13 protein-coding genes are annotated in these 15,286 nt (G+C 49.8%); 11 read left to right on the top strand and 2 right to left on the bottom strand.

All coding sequences use genetic code 11. The features are described from left to right. Positions 1 to 71 precede the first annotated feature (71 nt). From G006_RS0116625 to gltA, 9 genes are all read left to right on the top strand, one after another. Entirely contained in the window at positions 72 to 1,301 is a 1,230-nt protein-coding gene (locus G006_RS0116625) for an NADP-dependent isocitrate dehydrogenase (protein ID WP_020484351.1), read from the top strand. 137 nt (positions 1,302 to 1,438) lie between these two features. Then, a complete protein-coding gene (locus tag G006_RS0116620) occupies positions 1,439 to 2,098 on the top strand; it encodes a response regulator (protein ID WP_020484350.1) in 660 nt (219 codons plus the stop codon). Beyond that, positions 2,098 to 3,510, top strand: a complete 1,413-nt coding sequence (locus G006_RS0116615) for an ATP-binding protein (RefSeq protein ID WP_020484349.1) — start codon at positions 2,098 to 2,100, stop codon at positions 3,508 to 3,510. Before G006_RS0116620 ends, G006_RS0116615 begins: the two co-directional genes overlap by 1 nt. Positions 3,511 to 3,758: 248 nt before the next feature. Next, positions 3,759 to 4,271 (top strand): HXXEE domain-containing protein, encoded by a 513-nt coding sequence (locus tag G006_RS0116610; protein WP_020484348.1) that lies wholly within the window; start codon positions 3,759 to 3,761, stop codon positions 4,269 to 4,271. A gap of 364 nt (positions 4,272 to 4,635) precedes the next feature. Next, positions 4,636 to 5,826: a sialidase family protein gene (locus tag G006_RS25745; protein WP_020484347.1), complete on the top strand. Its 1,191-nt coding sequence runs from the start codon at positions 4,636 to 4,638 to the stop codon at positions 5,824 to 5,826. Between the two features lie 23 nt (positions 5,827 to 5,849). Then, the gene (locus tag G006_RS0116600; RefSeq protein WP_020484346.1) at positions 5,850 to 6,227 is read left to right on the top strand and encodes a copper resistance CopC family protein; all 378 of its coding nucleotides are present in this window, start codon (positions 5,850 to 5,852) and stop codon (positions 6,225 to 6,227) included. 27 nt (positions 6,228 to 6,254) lie between these two features. Continuing rightward, entirely contained in the window at positions 6,255 to 6,923 is a 669-nt protein-coding gene (locus G006_RS0116595; RefSeq protein ID WP_020484345.1) for a hypothetical protein, read from the top strand. Then, positions 6,923 to 8,047 (top strand): HupE/UreJ family protein, encoded by a 1,125-nt coding sequence (locus G006_RS0116590; RefSeq protein ID WP_020484344.1) that lies wholly within the window; start codon positions 6,923 to 6,925, stop codon positions 8,045 to 8,047. The genes G006_RS0116595 and G006_RS0116590 overlap by 1 nt, the downstream gene beginning before the upstream one ends. A gap of 346 nt (positions 8,048 to 8,393) precedes the next feature. Beyond that, positions 8,394 to 9,689, top strand: coding sequence for a citrate synthase (gltA, locus tag G006_RS0116585; protein WP_020484343.1), 1,296 nt, complete (start codon positions 8,394 to 8,396; stop codon positions 9,687 to 9,689). A 245-nt stretch (positions 9,690 to 9,934) separates the two neighbouring features. On the opposite strand, the gene G006_RS25740 is transcribed toward gltA, so the two are convergent. Together G006_RS25740 and G006_RS0116575 are read right to left on the bottom strand one after the other, a co-directional pair. Continuing rightward, a complete protein-coding gene (locus G006_RS25740) occupies positions 9,935 to 10,714 on the bottom strand; it encodes a WecB/TagA/CpsF family glycosyltransferase (protein ID WP_020484342.1) in 780 nt (259 codons plus the stop codon). A gap of 355 nt (positions 10,715 to 11,069) precedes the next feature. Continuing rightward, the gene (locus tag G006_RS0116575) at positions 11,070 to 11,690 is read right to left on the bottom strand and encodes a hypothetical protein (RefSeq protein ID WP_020484341.1); all 621 of its coding nucleotides are present in this window, start codon (positions 11,688 to 11,690) and stop codon (positions 11,070 to 11,072) included. 382 nt (positions 11,691 to 12,072) lie between these two features. On the opposite strand from G006_RS0116575, the gene G006_RS28660 reads away from it, so the two are divergent. Together G006_RS28660 and G006_RS0116565 are read left to right on the top strand one after the other, a co-directional pair. Then, on the top strand, positions 12,073 to 12,243 hold the full coding sequence (locus G006_RS28660) for a hypothetical protein (protein WP_020484340.1): 171 nt from the start codon (positions 12,073 to 12,075) through the stop codon (positions 12,241 to 12,243). A gap of 812 nt (positions 12,244 to 13,055) precedes the next feature. Then, entirely contained in the window at positions 13,056 to 15,158 is a 2,103-nt protein-coding gene (locus G006_RS0116565) for a right-handed parallel beta-helix repeat-containing protein (RefSeq protein ID WP_020484339.1), read from the top strand. Positions 15,159 to 15,286 lie beyond the last annotated feature (128 nt).

Raw genomic sequence — 15,286 nt, 5'->3', positions numbered from 1 at the left:
TAAACATTCCGTGCTTCAGAGGCAGGCAGGCTATACTTGAGGCCATTTTTAGCGATAGGTGAGGAGCGATTATGAAGAAAATATCCGTCAAAAATCCGGTGGTGGAGATCGACGGGGATGAAATGACCCGCATCATCTGGCATTTCATCAAAGACCAATTGATTCTGCCTTACCTGGATCTGCAAATCGATTATTACGACTTAGGCATAGAGCAGCGCGATGCCACTGACGATCAGGTCACCATCGATGCCGCCCACGCTATCCAAAAGCATGGTGTGGGTATCAAGTGCGCCACCATCACTCCAGACGAAGCGCGGGTGGAAGAGTTTGGCCTGAAAAAAATGTACAAATCGCCCAACGGTACGATTCGAAACATCCTCGACGGCACCGTGTTTCGCGAACCAATCATCTGCAAAAACGTACCGCGCCTGGTACCTAATTGGACTCAGCCAATCTGCATCGGCCGGCACGCATTCGGCGATCAATACCGCGCCACCGATTTCGTCACCAAAGGCAAAGGTAAATTAAAAATCAGTTTTACTCCGGACGACGGTAGCCCTGAACAATCTTTCGAGGTGTATCACTTCGAAGGCGACGGGGTAGCCTTGGCGATGTACAACACCGACGAGTCCATCGCCGGCTTTGCCCGGAGTTGTTTCAACGTGGCGCTGGATAGAGGTTGGCCGCTGTATTTATCTACCAAAAATACCATCCTGAAAAAATACGACGGTCGTTTTAAAGATATTTTTGAAGAGATTTATCAAGCCGAATATAAAGACTTGTATGCCGCCAAAGGTATTCTCTACGAACATAAGTTAATCGACGACATGGTGGCCTCTGCCTTGAAATGGAACGGCGCCTTTGTCTGGGCCTGCAAGAACTACGACGGCGACGTGCAATCCGATACCGTCGCGCAAGGCTTCGGCTCGCTGGGTTTGATGACATCTACCTTGGTGACGCCGGACGGCAAAACCATGGAAGCAGAGGCCGCGCACGGCACTGTTACCCGGCATTACCGCATGCATCAACAGGGCAAGAAAACCTCGACCAATCCAATCGCTTCGATCTTTGCCTGGACCCGTGGCTTGGCATTTCGCGGCAAGTTGGACGACAACGCCGAGTTGATCAATTTCTGCGAAACCTTGGAAAAGGTCTGCGTCGATACCGTTGAAGCCGGACAAATGACCAAAGATTTGGCTTTGTGCATCTACGGCGATGATCTAAACGACTCGAACTATTTAACCACCGAGGATTTTCTGGAAGCCCTGCGCGTCAATCTGGAGCAAAGCCTTTCCGCGTGATGCGGTTTTTGCAATTCGCTGGGTTTTAGCCGTAAGCCCAGCGAACTTTTAAGTTGCTTACTCGCTCACAGAACACTACAGAATGATTGCTACAATCCAGGCTAAGTTATTCACTCAGCCCATAGGTACACAACATCATGCGCTTATTATTGGTAGAAGACGATGCCATCCTCGGTGATGGTTTGAAAGCCGGCTTGACCCTGGAAGGTTATGCGGTGGATTGGTTAATCGACGGCGCGCAAGCCGACGAAGCTCTGAAATTGAACCATTATGATCTGGTTGTATTGGATCTGAATTTGCCGCGCATGGACGGTATGAGTGTGTTAAAAAACCTGCGCCGCCGTAAGGACAGTACCCCTGTTTTGGTATTGACCGCTCGCGAAGGCGTCGCCGAACGGGTGGCCGGATTGGATAATGGTGCCGACGATTTTGTCACCAAACCCTTCGACCTAGCGGAAATTTGCGCGCGCTTGCGGGCCTTGGCCCGGCGTCACGATGGTCATAACCTGCCCTTGGTCGAACATAAAGGCGTCACCATAGACCCCGCCGCGCATCAGGTGTACTTCAATGGCAAACCCATTGATTTGGCGCAAAAGGAATTTGAAGTCCTTAGTTACCTAATGGGCCATATCGGCCAGGTTATTTCCCGGGCTCGCCTAGAAGAGTCACTTTACGCCTGGGGTTCGGAAGTGGAAAGTAATGCCGTGGAAGTGCATATCCATCATCTGCGCAAAAAGCTGGATACCAATCTGATCCGCACCATACGCGGGGTCGGTTACATCATCGACGAGAACTAATGGCCAAACGTTTTCGTCTGGCGCCGCGTTCGCTGAAAAAGCAGCTGCTGCTGTCGCTCCTCACCTCGCTGTTGCTGGTTTGGGGCGTTACCGCCTACATCAGTTACAAACAAACCCGCGACGAAATTACCGAACTATTCAACGCCGAATTAGCTCAGTCGGCACGCGTGGTACACGCCTTTGTCGAGAACATGGTCCGGCAACGGGCTCTGACCAAGCTCTGGGAGCGTGACAAAACCCCAGAGTTGTTCGACACGCCCATCCTCGGTCACAAGTACGAACGCAAGATTGCCTTTCAGCTACGTTCAGTGAAAGAGGGGCTGGTGTTGCGCTCGGAAAGCGCACCGGAATTTGCGCTGTCCTTGACTCGAAACGGCTACAGCGAAACCATGCTGGATGGGCAGCTGTGGCACGTATTTAGTTTGAGTACGGAAAACGGCAATTATGTGATTCATGTCGGGCAACGCGACGATATCCGCCGGGAATTGGTGGAAGGCATCGCAGGCCAGCAAGTAATCGGCTTTTTGATCGCATTGCCGATCTTAGGCATGATGATCTGGTGGATCGTCAGTCGTACCTTGTCGCCGGTCAATCAAGTCAAGGAGCAACTGGCCAGCCGCGCCGCCGGCTATCTGCAACCGCTGTCGGTTGATAACTTGCCGGACGAAGTATTGCCGGTAGTCACACAAATCAACAGCTTGTTTGCGATGCTGGAACAGGCTTTTGCGAACGAGCGCAACTTTACCTCCGACGCCTCCCACGAGTTGCGCACGCCTTTGGCCGGTCTGTTGACGCAAATTCAGGTGGCACAAAAAACCACCGATACGCAAATGCGCGACCAAGCCTTGCAAAAAGCCCAGCAAGCGGTATCGCGGATGACACATACGGTGCAGCAACTGCTGACCCTGTCGCGAGTACAGCATCAACAGGCCGGGATTGCCAAGCAGTCTGTTGATGTTAACGAAGCCTTGATCGAAGTGATTTCCGACCTGGACCACGCCGCCCGCGATAAACGTATCGATATCGAACTGCAAGGCGAGCCTGCTCTACTGATCGACGCCAATCCGCAGTTATTTCAAGTGTTGATACGCAACTTGATCGATAACGCCATCAAATATTCACCTATCGAAGGGCACATCAAAGTAGTTTGTCGCCGCGAAAACAAACGCTTGCAGTTGACGGTAGACGACAGCGGCCCCGGCGTCGCTGACGATGATTATCAACGCATCACTCAGCGCTTTTACCGTTGCGTGGAAACCGCCAATAGCGTTGAGGGTAGTGGTTTGGGGCTGTCTATCGTGCAGCGCATTGTGGCTTTACATGCGGCGGATATTGATTTTGCCAAGTCGGGGTTGGGTGGTTTGCAAGCGCGGTTACAAATGGATTTGGCGGTTTCTGCGCCAGTGAAGTAGGGTCGAGTTTATCCGACCTATCCACTGGTTCCCAAGCTCCAGATTGGGAGTCCAACGCTTGGAAGCTCTTGCGTCCTGTGGATTTGGGAAGTCGGGGGGCTTGGAAACTAGGCGAAAAGTACGGCTATACTTTCCAGGCGTTTTGGACTTTTCCAGCCACCTGCAAAACATTGTGCTTATCCATCATCACTCCTCGTATCTTAATCATGCTTAACCGAATTATCCTAAACTGGGTTTATGGGGGCTTCATGGCCGGGCTGCTTTTGCTGTTGCTTACGCCCTTGCTGACAGCATCATGGCCAGCAGCGTTGACGGCTACGTTTCTTCTGTTGCCGGTTTATATGCTTCACCAATATGAAGAGCACGACCATGATCGTTTCCGTCTGTTCTTCAATGCGACGATAGGCAAAGGCCAGGATGTCCTGTCTCCAGTAGCGGTATTTGTCACCAATGTTCCCGGCGTGTGGGGCGTCATCACCTTGTCGTTGTATTTGGCGGCAGCTGGCAATGTCGGCTGGGCGCTAATCGCGGTGTATCTGGTGTTGGTCAATGCGCTAGTCCACGTCATCCATGCCTTCGTCTTTCGCGGCTACAATCCCGGACTGGGTACTGCATTGGCGCTATTCATACCCTTTGGCGCATATGCCTTGCGGCAGGTGCAAATCGCGGGCGACGGAACGCCGACATTTCATGCGTTAGGCCTGGCAATGGCGATTGCTATCCACGCGGCTATTTTGTTACATGTGCGTCGGCAGCTTTAGGCCGGACGAAGGTACGGAATTTAGGGAAAACGAAATAGTATCGATATTCCGCACAACTCACCTGGCTCTCAAGCTCTGGCTTCCCTCATTCTGGAAGCTGGAGCTTCCGAGGCTTGGGTTCCCAAGCTGGAGCTTGGGAACCAGACTACCAGACAATAAGCTGGAACTTGAGAATCGGGCTACTGGCCCCCCCTTAGAACGTCCTCCCAAGTGTATGACGTTTCGCCCCCCTTAAATCTACCGACCAGTAATCAACAATCCCCTGTTCTGCATTACCCTTTAAATATGGTCTAATCTGCGCCATTTCCGTTAAGCACTTGTGACATTTATGCCGAATTTCAAGGCGAATTATTTAGGCTACGTTATGACAGCCAGCCTGGTTTTGTGTGGCTGCGCTGAGCAAGGCACTGAGTCGGTTGCAACCAAGCCATCACTAGGAGTCACTCTGATCAGCCCCATCGACCCACAAGCGCTGGCGATTCAAAACGTGGTCAGTTTCGATGTTTATATCGATCGGCAGACCGTGCATGCAGCCTTCGTCGCGATGCCAACCGGCAGCAAACAACCTTATATCGGCTATCTGCATTCCGAAGACGGCGGCCTGCATTGGTCGCAACCCAGCGCTTTAAGCCCGCAATTTAACCAGCCTGTTGAGGCGAAAATCGGCAACGATATACAAATTGCCGCAGCCGGCGACAAATTGTTGATCGTCTGGCAAACTACCGGCGAATTGCCCGGCATGGGCCCACTATTGACGGCTTATTCCACTGATGCCGGCAAAACTTGGCAACAAGGCGCCAAGCCAACCGGCAGCGACGCGGACCAATCCCATCATGAACTGTTGGCAGACCAGGAAGGCCGCTTTCATGCGGTGTGGCTGGACGATAGAGACGAAAACGGTTACCAGGGCGTGCGCTATGCGCGCAGCAGCGACATCGGCAAAAGCTGGGAGTTGGCACAGACTATCGACGATTCCAGCTGCTCGTGTTGCTGGAACCGCCTGGCTATCGGCGCCGATGGCAAATTGAATGTGCTGTACCGGGATATGAAACCACGCGATATGGCGCTGGCACAAAGCGCTGATGCCGGTGCCAGTTGGCAACGCTTGAGTACGGTAGGTGAGTTCAACTGGATTTTCGACGGCTGTCCGCATAATGGCGGCGGCTTGAGCGTGGCCGGCGATGGTTCCTTGCATAGTCTGGTATGGACCGGCGCGGAAAACCAGGTGGGGTTGTATCATATGCAATCAGCGGACAGCGGCAAAAGTTGGACGCCGCCGCAACGGCTCGGCGATGCCGGCGCGTTTCATGCGGACATCGCGTTCGGCGCCGGGCGCTTAGTCGCGGTGTGGGATGCGCTGGGACCGGAAGGCTCTAAAGTGTTTGTCTCGGAATCCGTCGATAATGGCGAGCAGTGGTCGGCAAGCAAGTTGATATCATCCGCCAACGCTTCGGCGACCTTCCCGCGCATCGTCGCCACGCCGTCTGGTTTGCTGGCGATGTGGTTAGAGCAAACAGCGGCCGGCAAGCAATGGTCGGCGGCAGTTTTACAGTGATTTTTATAATTTAAGAGGTGGTCATGCCCAAGTTAGATATAACAAAAATAATAAAACCCGGCTTGTTGGCGCTCGCGTTATTCAGCCCGGTCTCGGCATTTGCGCACGCTATTCTGGTGAAATCGCAACCGGCCAAAGACGAAGTCGTCACAGAATCGCCCAAGCAAATCGACCTGTGGTTTAACGACGCAGTGCGCAGCGAATACAAAGCCCTGGCCGTCATCGACAGCACCGGCAAACGCGTGGATAACCACGATGTCGCGCAAAGCCTGACCAACGGCGCCAACATTTACGCCACGGTGCCGACGCTGGCGCCCGGCACCTATACCATTCGCTATCGAGTGGTGTCTGAGGATACCCATATCGTCACCGGTAAGTTCGAGTTTACCGTCAAACCCTAGTCTGCATTCTTCCATCGGCTTAAATCTATGACTATTCAGCGACATCCCGCTCTTTTTATAGCCGGGCTTCTGGCCTGCGTCGTTTTACTCAGCGGCTGCGACAAACTCGGCTTCGGTACCAAACAATCCAATGCACTGGGCAACCGCCCGGACCTGGATTGCATCATCGCCAACGATTTTTACGCCGTGCATTTCAGTGCGTATTTGCAGCCGGATAAGAACGATAAAAATCCCGATCCTAAAGCCGCTTTCGTGCCGTTTTGTCAGAAAATCCCCAGAGCCGGCAAGATGTTTTTCACCGCCGATTTGATAGACCGCGATATTCGCGCCACGCCGATTGGCATTAAATTGGTGGAAGTGGAAAAAACCGGCCAGAAAGCCCCGGATGATGTGCGCGAAATTCGCACCGTCACTGAAATCCCTTCCAAGCTTTATCCAAAAGGCGCGGTAGAAGCGCAAGCCGATGTCGATAAAAACGGCGATTATGTGCTGTATCTATTGATCGGCGAAGCGATGGAAGACGATGATAAATTCCGCATTGCGCTGGAAGTGGGGGTTGATCCCAATGGCGCCGATTTACCACTAGTGGCAATTGGCGGCGTCGTGGCCCTGGTGTTGCTGGTGCTGGGATTTTTGGTTTATCTGCACAAACGTAAAAAAGCTGCGCAAATCAATGGTAATGGGGAACAGCCCTAATGACGAGCGGATTGAAAATGCATAGGCTGTTTGCCCGCTGGCAATGCCTGCTGCTGGTTTGTTTGCTGCTGCAATCGGGCTGGGCAGCCGCGCACGATCCTGGTCTGAGTTCGATAGATGTGTCTGTCAAATCCGAGCAAGTTGTAGCTAAATTGACCTTTGCCCTGCAAGACATCGAAGCCTTTGCGCCGATGGACAGCGATCTGGATGCGGAGGTTAGCGCTGCCGAGCGTGAAGCTGCCAAGCCGGACATCGCCAAAATGCTGGCTGCGCAGTTGCGGGTCAATATTGATGGCGCTGATGTGCAAGCCGTGGCGCCAGGGACTGTCGTCTACGATGAACAGAACAATGCTCATGTCGAATTTATTTTTCAATCTGTGCCGCACCAACAGTTGCAGGTGCAATCCAAGTTATTGGCCTGGCTACCTGACGGGCATCAGCAGTATGTCACAGTGCGCGACGCCGCCGGCAAAACACTGAGCGAGAAAATGCTAAGCAGGGCCGACGACAAGTTGCAATTGGTATTGTCCCCTGCGGATCAATCCGTGGCACAAAACGATTCCCGATTTTCCGCGTTTGCGGATTTTTTGAAGCTGGGCATCGAGCACATCCTCACCGGTTACGACCACCTGTTATTCTTGTTTGCCTTGCTGGCCGTCACGCATAGTTTCTGGCCGGCAATCAAGATCGTCACCTTCTTTACCATCGCTCATTCCATCACCTTGGCATTTGCAGGGCTTAATATCATCGAGTTACCCAGCAGCTTTGTCGAACCAGTGATTGCGTTGACTATCATTTACGTGGCGGTAGAAAACATTATACGTGGCGATCACCCGAAAGGCCGGCAGTGGCTGACCTTCGGCTTTGGTTTGATTCACGGCTTTGGCTTTGCGAGTGTGCTGCGGGAAATGAACATTTCCAGCGGCGACACCGGCATCTTGTTGCCCTTGCTATCGTTTAACTTAGGCATAGAAACCGGCCAAATCGCAGTGGCGTCTGTGGTGTTGCCTATTATCTGGTGGCTAAACAACAAGCCGGCTTTTGCCGAGAAATTCTTGAAAGGTTGTTCGGCGATGGTGGCCTTGATGGGGGCTTATTGGCTGTTGGAGCGGACGGTTTTGTAAACCGCCCTTGGCTAGGTTGCCGAGCATCAGAAGAGGCAAACACCCAGTTGACCCAGGATTTTAGCGATCCCGGAACGTTTGAACATCCAACGCCCTTGCCGTCTGCAAAGACGCCTGCCCAGCCCAATGTGACAGCGCAGGCGAGGAGTTTCGCATTGCGCTACCCATCCTCGAAATTTGCCATCCCAGTCCCTTAGGACGGGTAGCGCAACGCGAAACCCATCAATCAAGGCCTCGTTTTTCGTTAAATTGTAAACAATCCCGATCTAAAGCTGTGTTTATTCGCTATTTGCAATAGAATACAAACCATCCCCTTCTCAACAGCTAGCTCTCCGGAGAATTTGACATGACTGATAAAAAAGTGACGTTAAAACAGGAAGACCAAGACCGCGTAATCGAATTACCGGTCACACCCGGCACCATGGGCCCGTCCGTCATCGATATTCGGTCTTTATACGCGCAGACTGGGCATTTTACTTACGACCCTGGTTTTACCTCCACCGCCAGTTGTACTTCAAAAATCACCTTTATCGACGGCGACGCCGGTGTGCTGTTGTATCGGGGCTACCCCATCGAACAACTGGCGGAAAAATGCGATTTTCTCGAAGTCTGTTATCTACTGCTAAACGGCGACCTACCCAACGGCGCGGAGATGAAAGGCTTCGTCACCACGATCAGCCAACACGTCATGGTACACGAACAGCTGATCAAATTTTATAGCGGCTTCCGCCGTGACGCGCACCCGATGGCGGTATTGGTAGGAGTCGTCGGGGCACTGTCGGCGTTCTATCACGAAGTGATGGACATCACCTGCAAGGAAGACCGCTATATTTCCGCCATCCGCCTGATCGCGAAAATGCCGACCATGGTGGCCATGTGCTACAAATACAGCATCGGCATGCCGTTTATCTATCCTAAACGCAAATTAGGCTATGCCGAAAACTTCATGCGCATGATGCATGGCGACCCAGGCGAAGATTACCTGGCCAACCCGGTTCTGGTTAGAGCGCTGGATAGAATCCTGATCCTGCACGCCGACCACGAACAAAATGCTTCCACCTCTACAGTACGACTAGCCGGCTCCAGCGGCGCCAACCCTTACGCCTGCGTCGCGGCCGGCATCGCCTGCTTGTGGGGCGCGGCACACGGCGGCGCCAACGAAGCGGTGCTGAACATGCTGGAAGAAATCGGCGATGTGTCGAAAATCGGCGAATATGTCGCCAGAGCCAAGGATAAAAACGATCCGTTCCGCTTGATGGGTTTTGGTCACCGGGTTTACAAAAACTACGACCCGCGCGCCAAGCTGATGCGGCAAACCTGCCACGAAGTGTTGGACGAATTGAATCTGAACGACGACCGCCTGTTCAAACTGGCGATGGAACTGGAGCGCATTGCGCTCGAAGACCCGTACTTCGTGGAGAAAAAACTCTACCCCAACGTGGATTTCTATTCCGGCATCGTGCTGCGCGCGCTAGGCATCCCGACCGAAATGTTCACTGCGATCTTTGCTTTGGCCCGCTCGGTGGGTTGGATCGCGCAATGGGACGAAATGATCTCCGATCCCGAATTGAAAATCGGCCGGCCGCGGCAGTTGTATAAAGGTGTGACGACTAGGGATGTAAAATCGATTTCTAATCGGTGATAAAACAAATAGTTAAGTCCCCTATCCTTCTGGACAACTGCACATAACTTAAAGACGGGCAGCCCCTTCTCCCTCAGGGAGAAGGCTGGGATGAGGGGATCAATAAAGTTCTTTGCCTTATTTATTCTCCTCACCCCAACCCTCTCCAGCAGGAGAGGGGGCTTAACTTAACGGTATTAACTCTAGCTCTCTCCCTTAGTAAGGGGGATTTTTTGGAGGTTATTTAGCGCATTGGTTGATGACCTTCAAGAAGTAACCGCCGAGCGCTTCAACACTCTAATCTGCAAAAAATCCCAGGCAAAACGTAGTAGAAACACCGGGTTGGTGGAAAAATAACGCTTAACCAGCCGCCTATCCTTAGCCATCCGATAGCACCATTCCAAACCGCTTTTTTGCATCCACAGCGGCGCCCGCTTGATGTGTCCGGAGTGAAAATCAAAAGCCGCGCCCACCCCCAATTGCACCGGCACATGCACTCTATCCAGGTGCGCCGCAATCCATTTTTCCTGCTTGGGCGCGCCTAAGCCCACCCAGAGAAAATCCGGCCTGGCGGCGTTGATCAAATCGACCAATTGTTGATCTTCTTCTGTGGACAAGGGCCGAAACGGCGGAGAATGCCAGCCCACAAGCTCTGCTTGCGGATAACGCTTGCGGATGTTGGCGACCAAATCCGCCAAGACCTCGTCTTTACCGCCGAGAAAAAAATGCCGCCAGCCCAACTGCTGCCCGTGATCCAGGCATTTCAACATCAAGTCCGGCCCGCAAACTCGGGTTTTAATCGGCGCTTGATGCACCAGCTTGGCGTACCAAACCAAAGGCAGGCCATCCATGGTGGACAAGGCGTTGTTGGAAATATCACGCAACTCATGATCGGTGAGACAGGCCACGGTGGTATGCACATTGGAGATACAGACCTGATGGGCTTGGCCGCTGGCGATCCACTCCTGAAATAGTTGTAACGTAAGCTCGTAATCCAGGATAGGGAAGCGTATTCCGAAAATATCTACTGACTTGATTGCTTGCATTCCGTGCTCCATCGGGCGGTTAATTGAAAAGTGATGTTTTTAATTTTGTCACCCTAGCATCGCTATATTTGCCTCCGGAGTCAATTCAGAGCAGACCAATTCGACTAAATCAACGGGGTATCAATCAAGTACGCCTGTATTCCGCCTGCGGACAATGCCATTAACTTAAGTTGAACCATAATAGATCCCTCTCCCTATGGGAGAGGGCTAGGGTGAGGGGGTAAATAATGATTTTACCCCCTCATCCCAACTTTCTCCTTTGTGCCCTGCTGATAAGAGATTTTTAAATTTTTAGCAGTCTCCTATAAGTTTAAGGAACGCAGCCATAGCTCAAACTATCCAGAAACCAACGCCATCAAGGCGCACAATTAACCACCAGTTCGTCGCTATATTGACCAACCTCGGCGTCTTTCAAGATATAAACCGCTGTATAGCGGCGCAATTCCGGCTTGCCGGCAACCAGTAAAGGCCGGTTATCGATATAAGGCGGTATCGTATCCCTGGCTAAAAACACAAACTCCGGCTCCCCCTCGCGCTGACAATAGATATTGATACCGTCGCTCTTGGATTTAACAAAATTGAGAACCACCACGCCGCCCGTTTGATCTACACCGGTCAAAACCGGTTTAGCGTCGGTAAGCTTGGTTGTATCTTCCGAGCCTATGATACCGAGCAAATTACCCAAAGCATCGGAATAAGCCGGATGCGCCTTGATGCGTCTGACTAGGGCTCTCACTCGGCTTTCGATATTATTGCGACTGGCAGTTTTAGCTGCGGTGGCATGCCTTGCCGCCGCAGAAGCGGCATTTACTTCGCTGATCTTGGTATGTAACTCCTGATTATCGCTATCGACACTAGCAATATCCTCGGCGGATAAACCAAATTCCGCCTGACGCGCGGCGAGATTGACCTTAAAACGATCATGCCAAATCAATAAATCGCTATCAGGGTGCGGAAAATAATCGGATTTAGCCATTTTGAATTCTCCATATTGTTATCAGAGGAAACCTCAAAAAATTAAGGAACCACCTTCTCTCTCTGGGGTATGTCGTAAAAAATCGAATTAGCCCCTTCTACCCAAAGGAGAAGGTTAGGATGAGGGTATATAAAGCACTAGTTTATTGCCTTCTCACCCTAGCCCGCGCCGTTATGCCCAGTGGGAGCGGGAGGAGACGGGATTTTTAGACGCTTAAAAAACGCAATACCGCACAGACATCGACGCGGCAGACTTCACCGTAGAGCTAACCAAAATCGACGGCATAACTCTAACGGCTTTATTAATTCTATATACATTATAAGAAGCTCTACAAGCTTTTGGTGGTGCGGCTAAATGTCGCGTCCGCACCCACGACTAGCTCATGGTTGCCGACAAACTAATTGGCGGCAACCATAGAAAGTTCATCGGCACCCACAAAACACCTGGAGGTACCCACAGAAGGCTCATCGGCGCCAACAACGCTCCTGGCGGTAATCCCAGACACTTCATCGGTGCCTACAAAGCCTCCGGCGTTGCCAATCAAGGCCTGTAGCGTGCCTCCTAGCCCTCTGTGAATACTCCCAAGTCGTCCAGATCAGACCAGAAAGCAGGCTTCGGCACACCATTAAGATTTAATTAAAATAAAAAAATGGCTTGGTTATCAAGCCATTATGTTTTAGGCTGTACCTAACCCCCAATATCATCCGCTTATAATTCGACACACCAGGCGAGGCTAGAACAGTTAGCTTGATGCACGCATCAACAACATCACTCTCGCCAAACCTGACGAATGTACTCATTGGTGGCACATAGCTATAGGGAACCTTTAAAATTAAAAAAGCTCCTTCTCCCTCCGGGAGAAGGTTGGGATGAGGGAATTAAATATGAAATATGTTCATCCCTCCCCTCTCCTTTATTCCCTGCGGTTACGTAGGAAAAGGGACTTTTAGAGGCCGCCCATATAAGCTTGGATGGGCACATAAAAAGCCATTATCGACACATGCAATCGAGATAGGCTGTTACCAACACATTTCAACAGCATGTCAGAACGGTGCGCTTTAGTTCAGATGCTAGCCAAGCGCACCAATTTGGCTCGTCAAAATTTATTACGCCCTGACTGCGGTTGAAAAAGCGGTATTCGTGAGGTTACGTATTTCGTTATTGAAAAGAGCTGCTAGTATTGATTTCGTATTGGCGATGCAGACTGAATGGAATAGCCCGCAGTTGACCCAATTCTGAAACAATTCCAAAGTATCTTCGTAACCAAGGACCGGAACACTACCCCTCAAATATTAACTGAATTAGCTGACTGTATTCCGTGGTCTGTCAGGCTATTGGAGCATGAGTTAATAAAAGGAGAAAACTATGTTTATTAAACTTGTCATAACTCTAACCTTCGCAACGTTCTGCTCAACAGTGGCGGCAAAGGATTTCTACGTATCACCCTCAGGCAGCGACAGTCTGAATGGCCTGTCCCCCAGCGTCAATTTCTGGACCAAAACTGGCCCTTTCAAAACCTTAACTCGCGCCCGAAACGCCATTCGGCAATTGAAAGCAGCTGGAAAATTCAATGAGGCTATTACCGTGCATGTGGGTAAAGGAACTTACAGGCTTCAATCAGCTCTTGAACTAGACGACAGAGATTCTGGCTCGCCGGACCAGGAAATTCTTTGGGTTGGTGAAAAAGGAACTAGCGTAATTACTGGTGGTATCCCTATAAATAATTGCCAGCCATATAGCGCTGCAGATACGTTACAAATTTTTAGCTGCCCTCTAAAAGCAGACACCGTAGTCAACATAGCAAGGGAAAACAATAATCGATTTCAAGGCAATGCTCCTGAGTTTGAAGTTTTTGTTAACGAAAATAGAATGCATCTGGCTCGTTGGCCAGATAACTCGTGGGCACACATTAGATTACCTCTGAACGACAAAACCCGTTTTAGTGTATTCGAACAAATGCCTAAACTTTTAGGCGACTTAAGTGATGCCCAAGTCCATATCTTTCCAGGAAATGATATTTATGATCATTATACTGGCGTATCGAAAATTGACTTTATTAATAACTTAATTGCTTTATCTAGTGAAACCACCTATAAACTAGCGAGTGGCAGACGATTTTATTTGGAAAATGTCGAAGAGGCACTTAATTCAACGGAAGAATGGTTTTATGACAAAGCAAATAATAGAATTCTCCTCATACCTCCCACCAATGCAATACCAAATAATATTCTAATATCGGCGGCGAAAAATCTTATTACAATCAATGCATCTCATCATATAGGTTTTCACAATTTAGCTTTACGACATAGCACAGGTGCTGCAATTAGAATTAATCATTCAGACAAAGTGACGCTAGAGAATCTTGAAATAAGCAATAATGGAGACAAAGCTATATCCGCCTTAGAAAATACTAATATCTCTATTTCAAATAATCATATTCATGACACGGGAACTGGCGGAATTATAATTTCTGGCGGAGATAGGCCAACACTAAAAGCATCCGGGAACGTAGTCAATAACAACTATATCCACGATTATGATGTAGGATTATTCAATTACGCTCAGGCTATAGAGACTAGTGGCGTTGCGTCGGTGATATCTCATAATCTTATAAAGAATGGAAATGGCAAAGCAATCCTAATTCACGGTAATGACCACATAATCGAAAAAAATGAAATTTCGAATATCTGTAATCAAACGGGAGACTGTGGTGCTATTTATTCAGGAAGAGACTGGACATACCGTGGCAATATAGTTCGATATAATTATCTTCACGACTTTTCTGGCTATCAATTAAAATTACTTGATATAGAAAAAAACATAATCCAGTATGCTCCTGAAGGTGCGCGCGGTATTTATCTTGACGATGCCGTCAGCGGATTCAATGTGTTTGGCAACATCATGGTCAACGCGGGCACAATTTCATTACAGCTTGGCGGCGGACGTGATAATAGGATAGAAAACAATGTTTTTAAAACGTCTTACTTTGCAATATACAGTGACCGGCGTTATGGCAGTTATAACTGGGATAATAACCGAGACTCATTGAAAACCATGCCTATCACTAGCGCTCTATGGTCACATAAATATCCTGAATTGGGTATCCCTATGGCACATGATACATGGCCAGAAGGTAATAGTATCCAGCGAAACATAATAATTTCGACGAATAATTTAGGCTTTTCGTTACTGTATATGCTACCTTCACAAGGGAATTCAATTGGCAACAATATTGTATGGCACGACAGCAGCAATATACGAGTATTTTATGAAGTTGTTGGCACCATGATAGGCAAGGATCGCGCACTATGGAGCAACTGGATAGATCAAGGAATAGAAACCAAAAGCCTTAATGAAGATCCTTGCCTAAATATATCCGGCAGCATAGTTAGAATAGATTGTACAAATTCTCCGGCAACTAAAATAGGTTTCCAATTAACTCCATCCGACATCGGATTAGTTCAGTAGAATACTCTGAGCTCAGCTGATTGCAATTGAAAACCATTAACCCACTATGCCGGCATTAATTGCCGGCATATAAACTATTACTATCGATTAACTTATCCGAAATAATTCAGCAACCTGAATGGGGTTAT

Origin of the sequence: Methylomonas sp. MK1, assembly GCF_000365425.1 — a bacterium.
Classification (GTDB): domain Bacteria; phylum Pseudomonadota; class Gammaproteobacteria; order Methylococcales; family Methylomonadaceae; genus Methylomonas.
The sequence above is the reverse complement of the archived record's forward strand: the minus strand, read 5'-3'. Positions and strand labels throughout refer to the sequence as shown.

Coding starts and splice junctions, on each gene's coding strand:
- G006_RS0116595 (WP_020484345.1), top strand. CDS start 6,255: ATGACTATTCAGCGACATCCCGCTCTTTTTATAGCCGGGCTTCTGGCC.
- G006_RS25740 (WP_020484342.1), bottom strand. CDS start 10,714: ATGCAAGCAATCAAGTCAGTAGATATTTTCGGAATACGCTTCCCTATC.
- G006_RS0116590 (WP_020484344.1), top strand. CDS start 6,923: ATGACGAGCGGATTGAAAATGCATAGGCTGTTTGCCCGCTGGCAATGC.
- G006_RS0116615 (WP_020484349.1), top strand. CDS start 2,098: ATGGCCAAACGTTTTCGTCTGGCGCCGCGTTCGCTGAAAAAGCAGCTG.
- G006_RS28660 (WP_020484340.1), top strand. CDS start 12,073: ATGGTTGCCGACAAACTAATTGGCGGCAACCATAGAAAGTTCATCGGC.
- G006_RS0116600 (WP_020484346.1), top strand. CDS start 5,850: ATGCCCAAGTTAGATATAACAAAAATAATAAAACCCGGCTTGTTGGCG.
- G006_RS0116575 (WP_020484341.1), bottom strand. CDS start 11,690: ATGGCTAAATCCGATTATTTTCCGCACCCTGATAGCGATTTATTGATT.
- G006_RS0116565 (WP_020484339.1), top strand. CDS start 13,056: ATGTTTATTAAACTTGTCATAACTCTAACCTTCGCAACGTTCTGCTCA.
- G006_RS25745 (WP_020484347.1), top strand. CDS start 4,636: ATGACAGCCAGCCTGGTTTTGTGTGGCTGCGCTGAGCAAGGCACTGAG.
- G006_RS0116620 (WP_020484350.1), top strand. CDS start 1,439: ATGCGCTTATTATTGGTAGAAGACGATGCCATCCTCGGTGATGGTTTG.
- gltA (WP_020484343.1), top strand. CDS start 8,394: ATGACTGATAAAAAAGTGACGTTAAAACAGGAAGACCAAGACCGCGTA.
- G006_RS0116610 (WP_020484348.1), top strand. CDS start 3,759: ATGGCCGGGCTGCTTTTGCTGTTGCTTACGCCCTTGCTGACAGCATCA.
- G006_RS0116625 (WP_020484351.1), top strand. CDS start 72: ATGAAGAAAATATCCGTCAAAAATCCGGTGGTGGAGATCGACGGGGAT.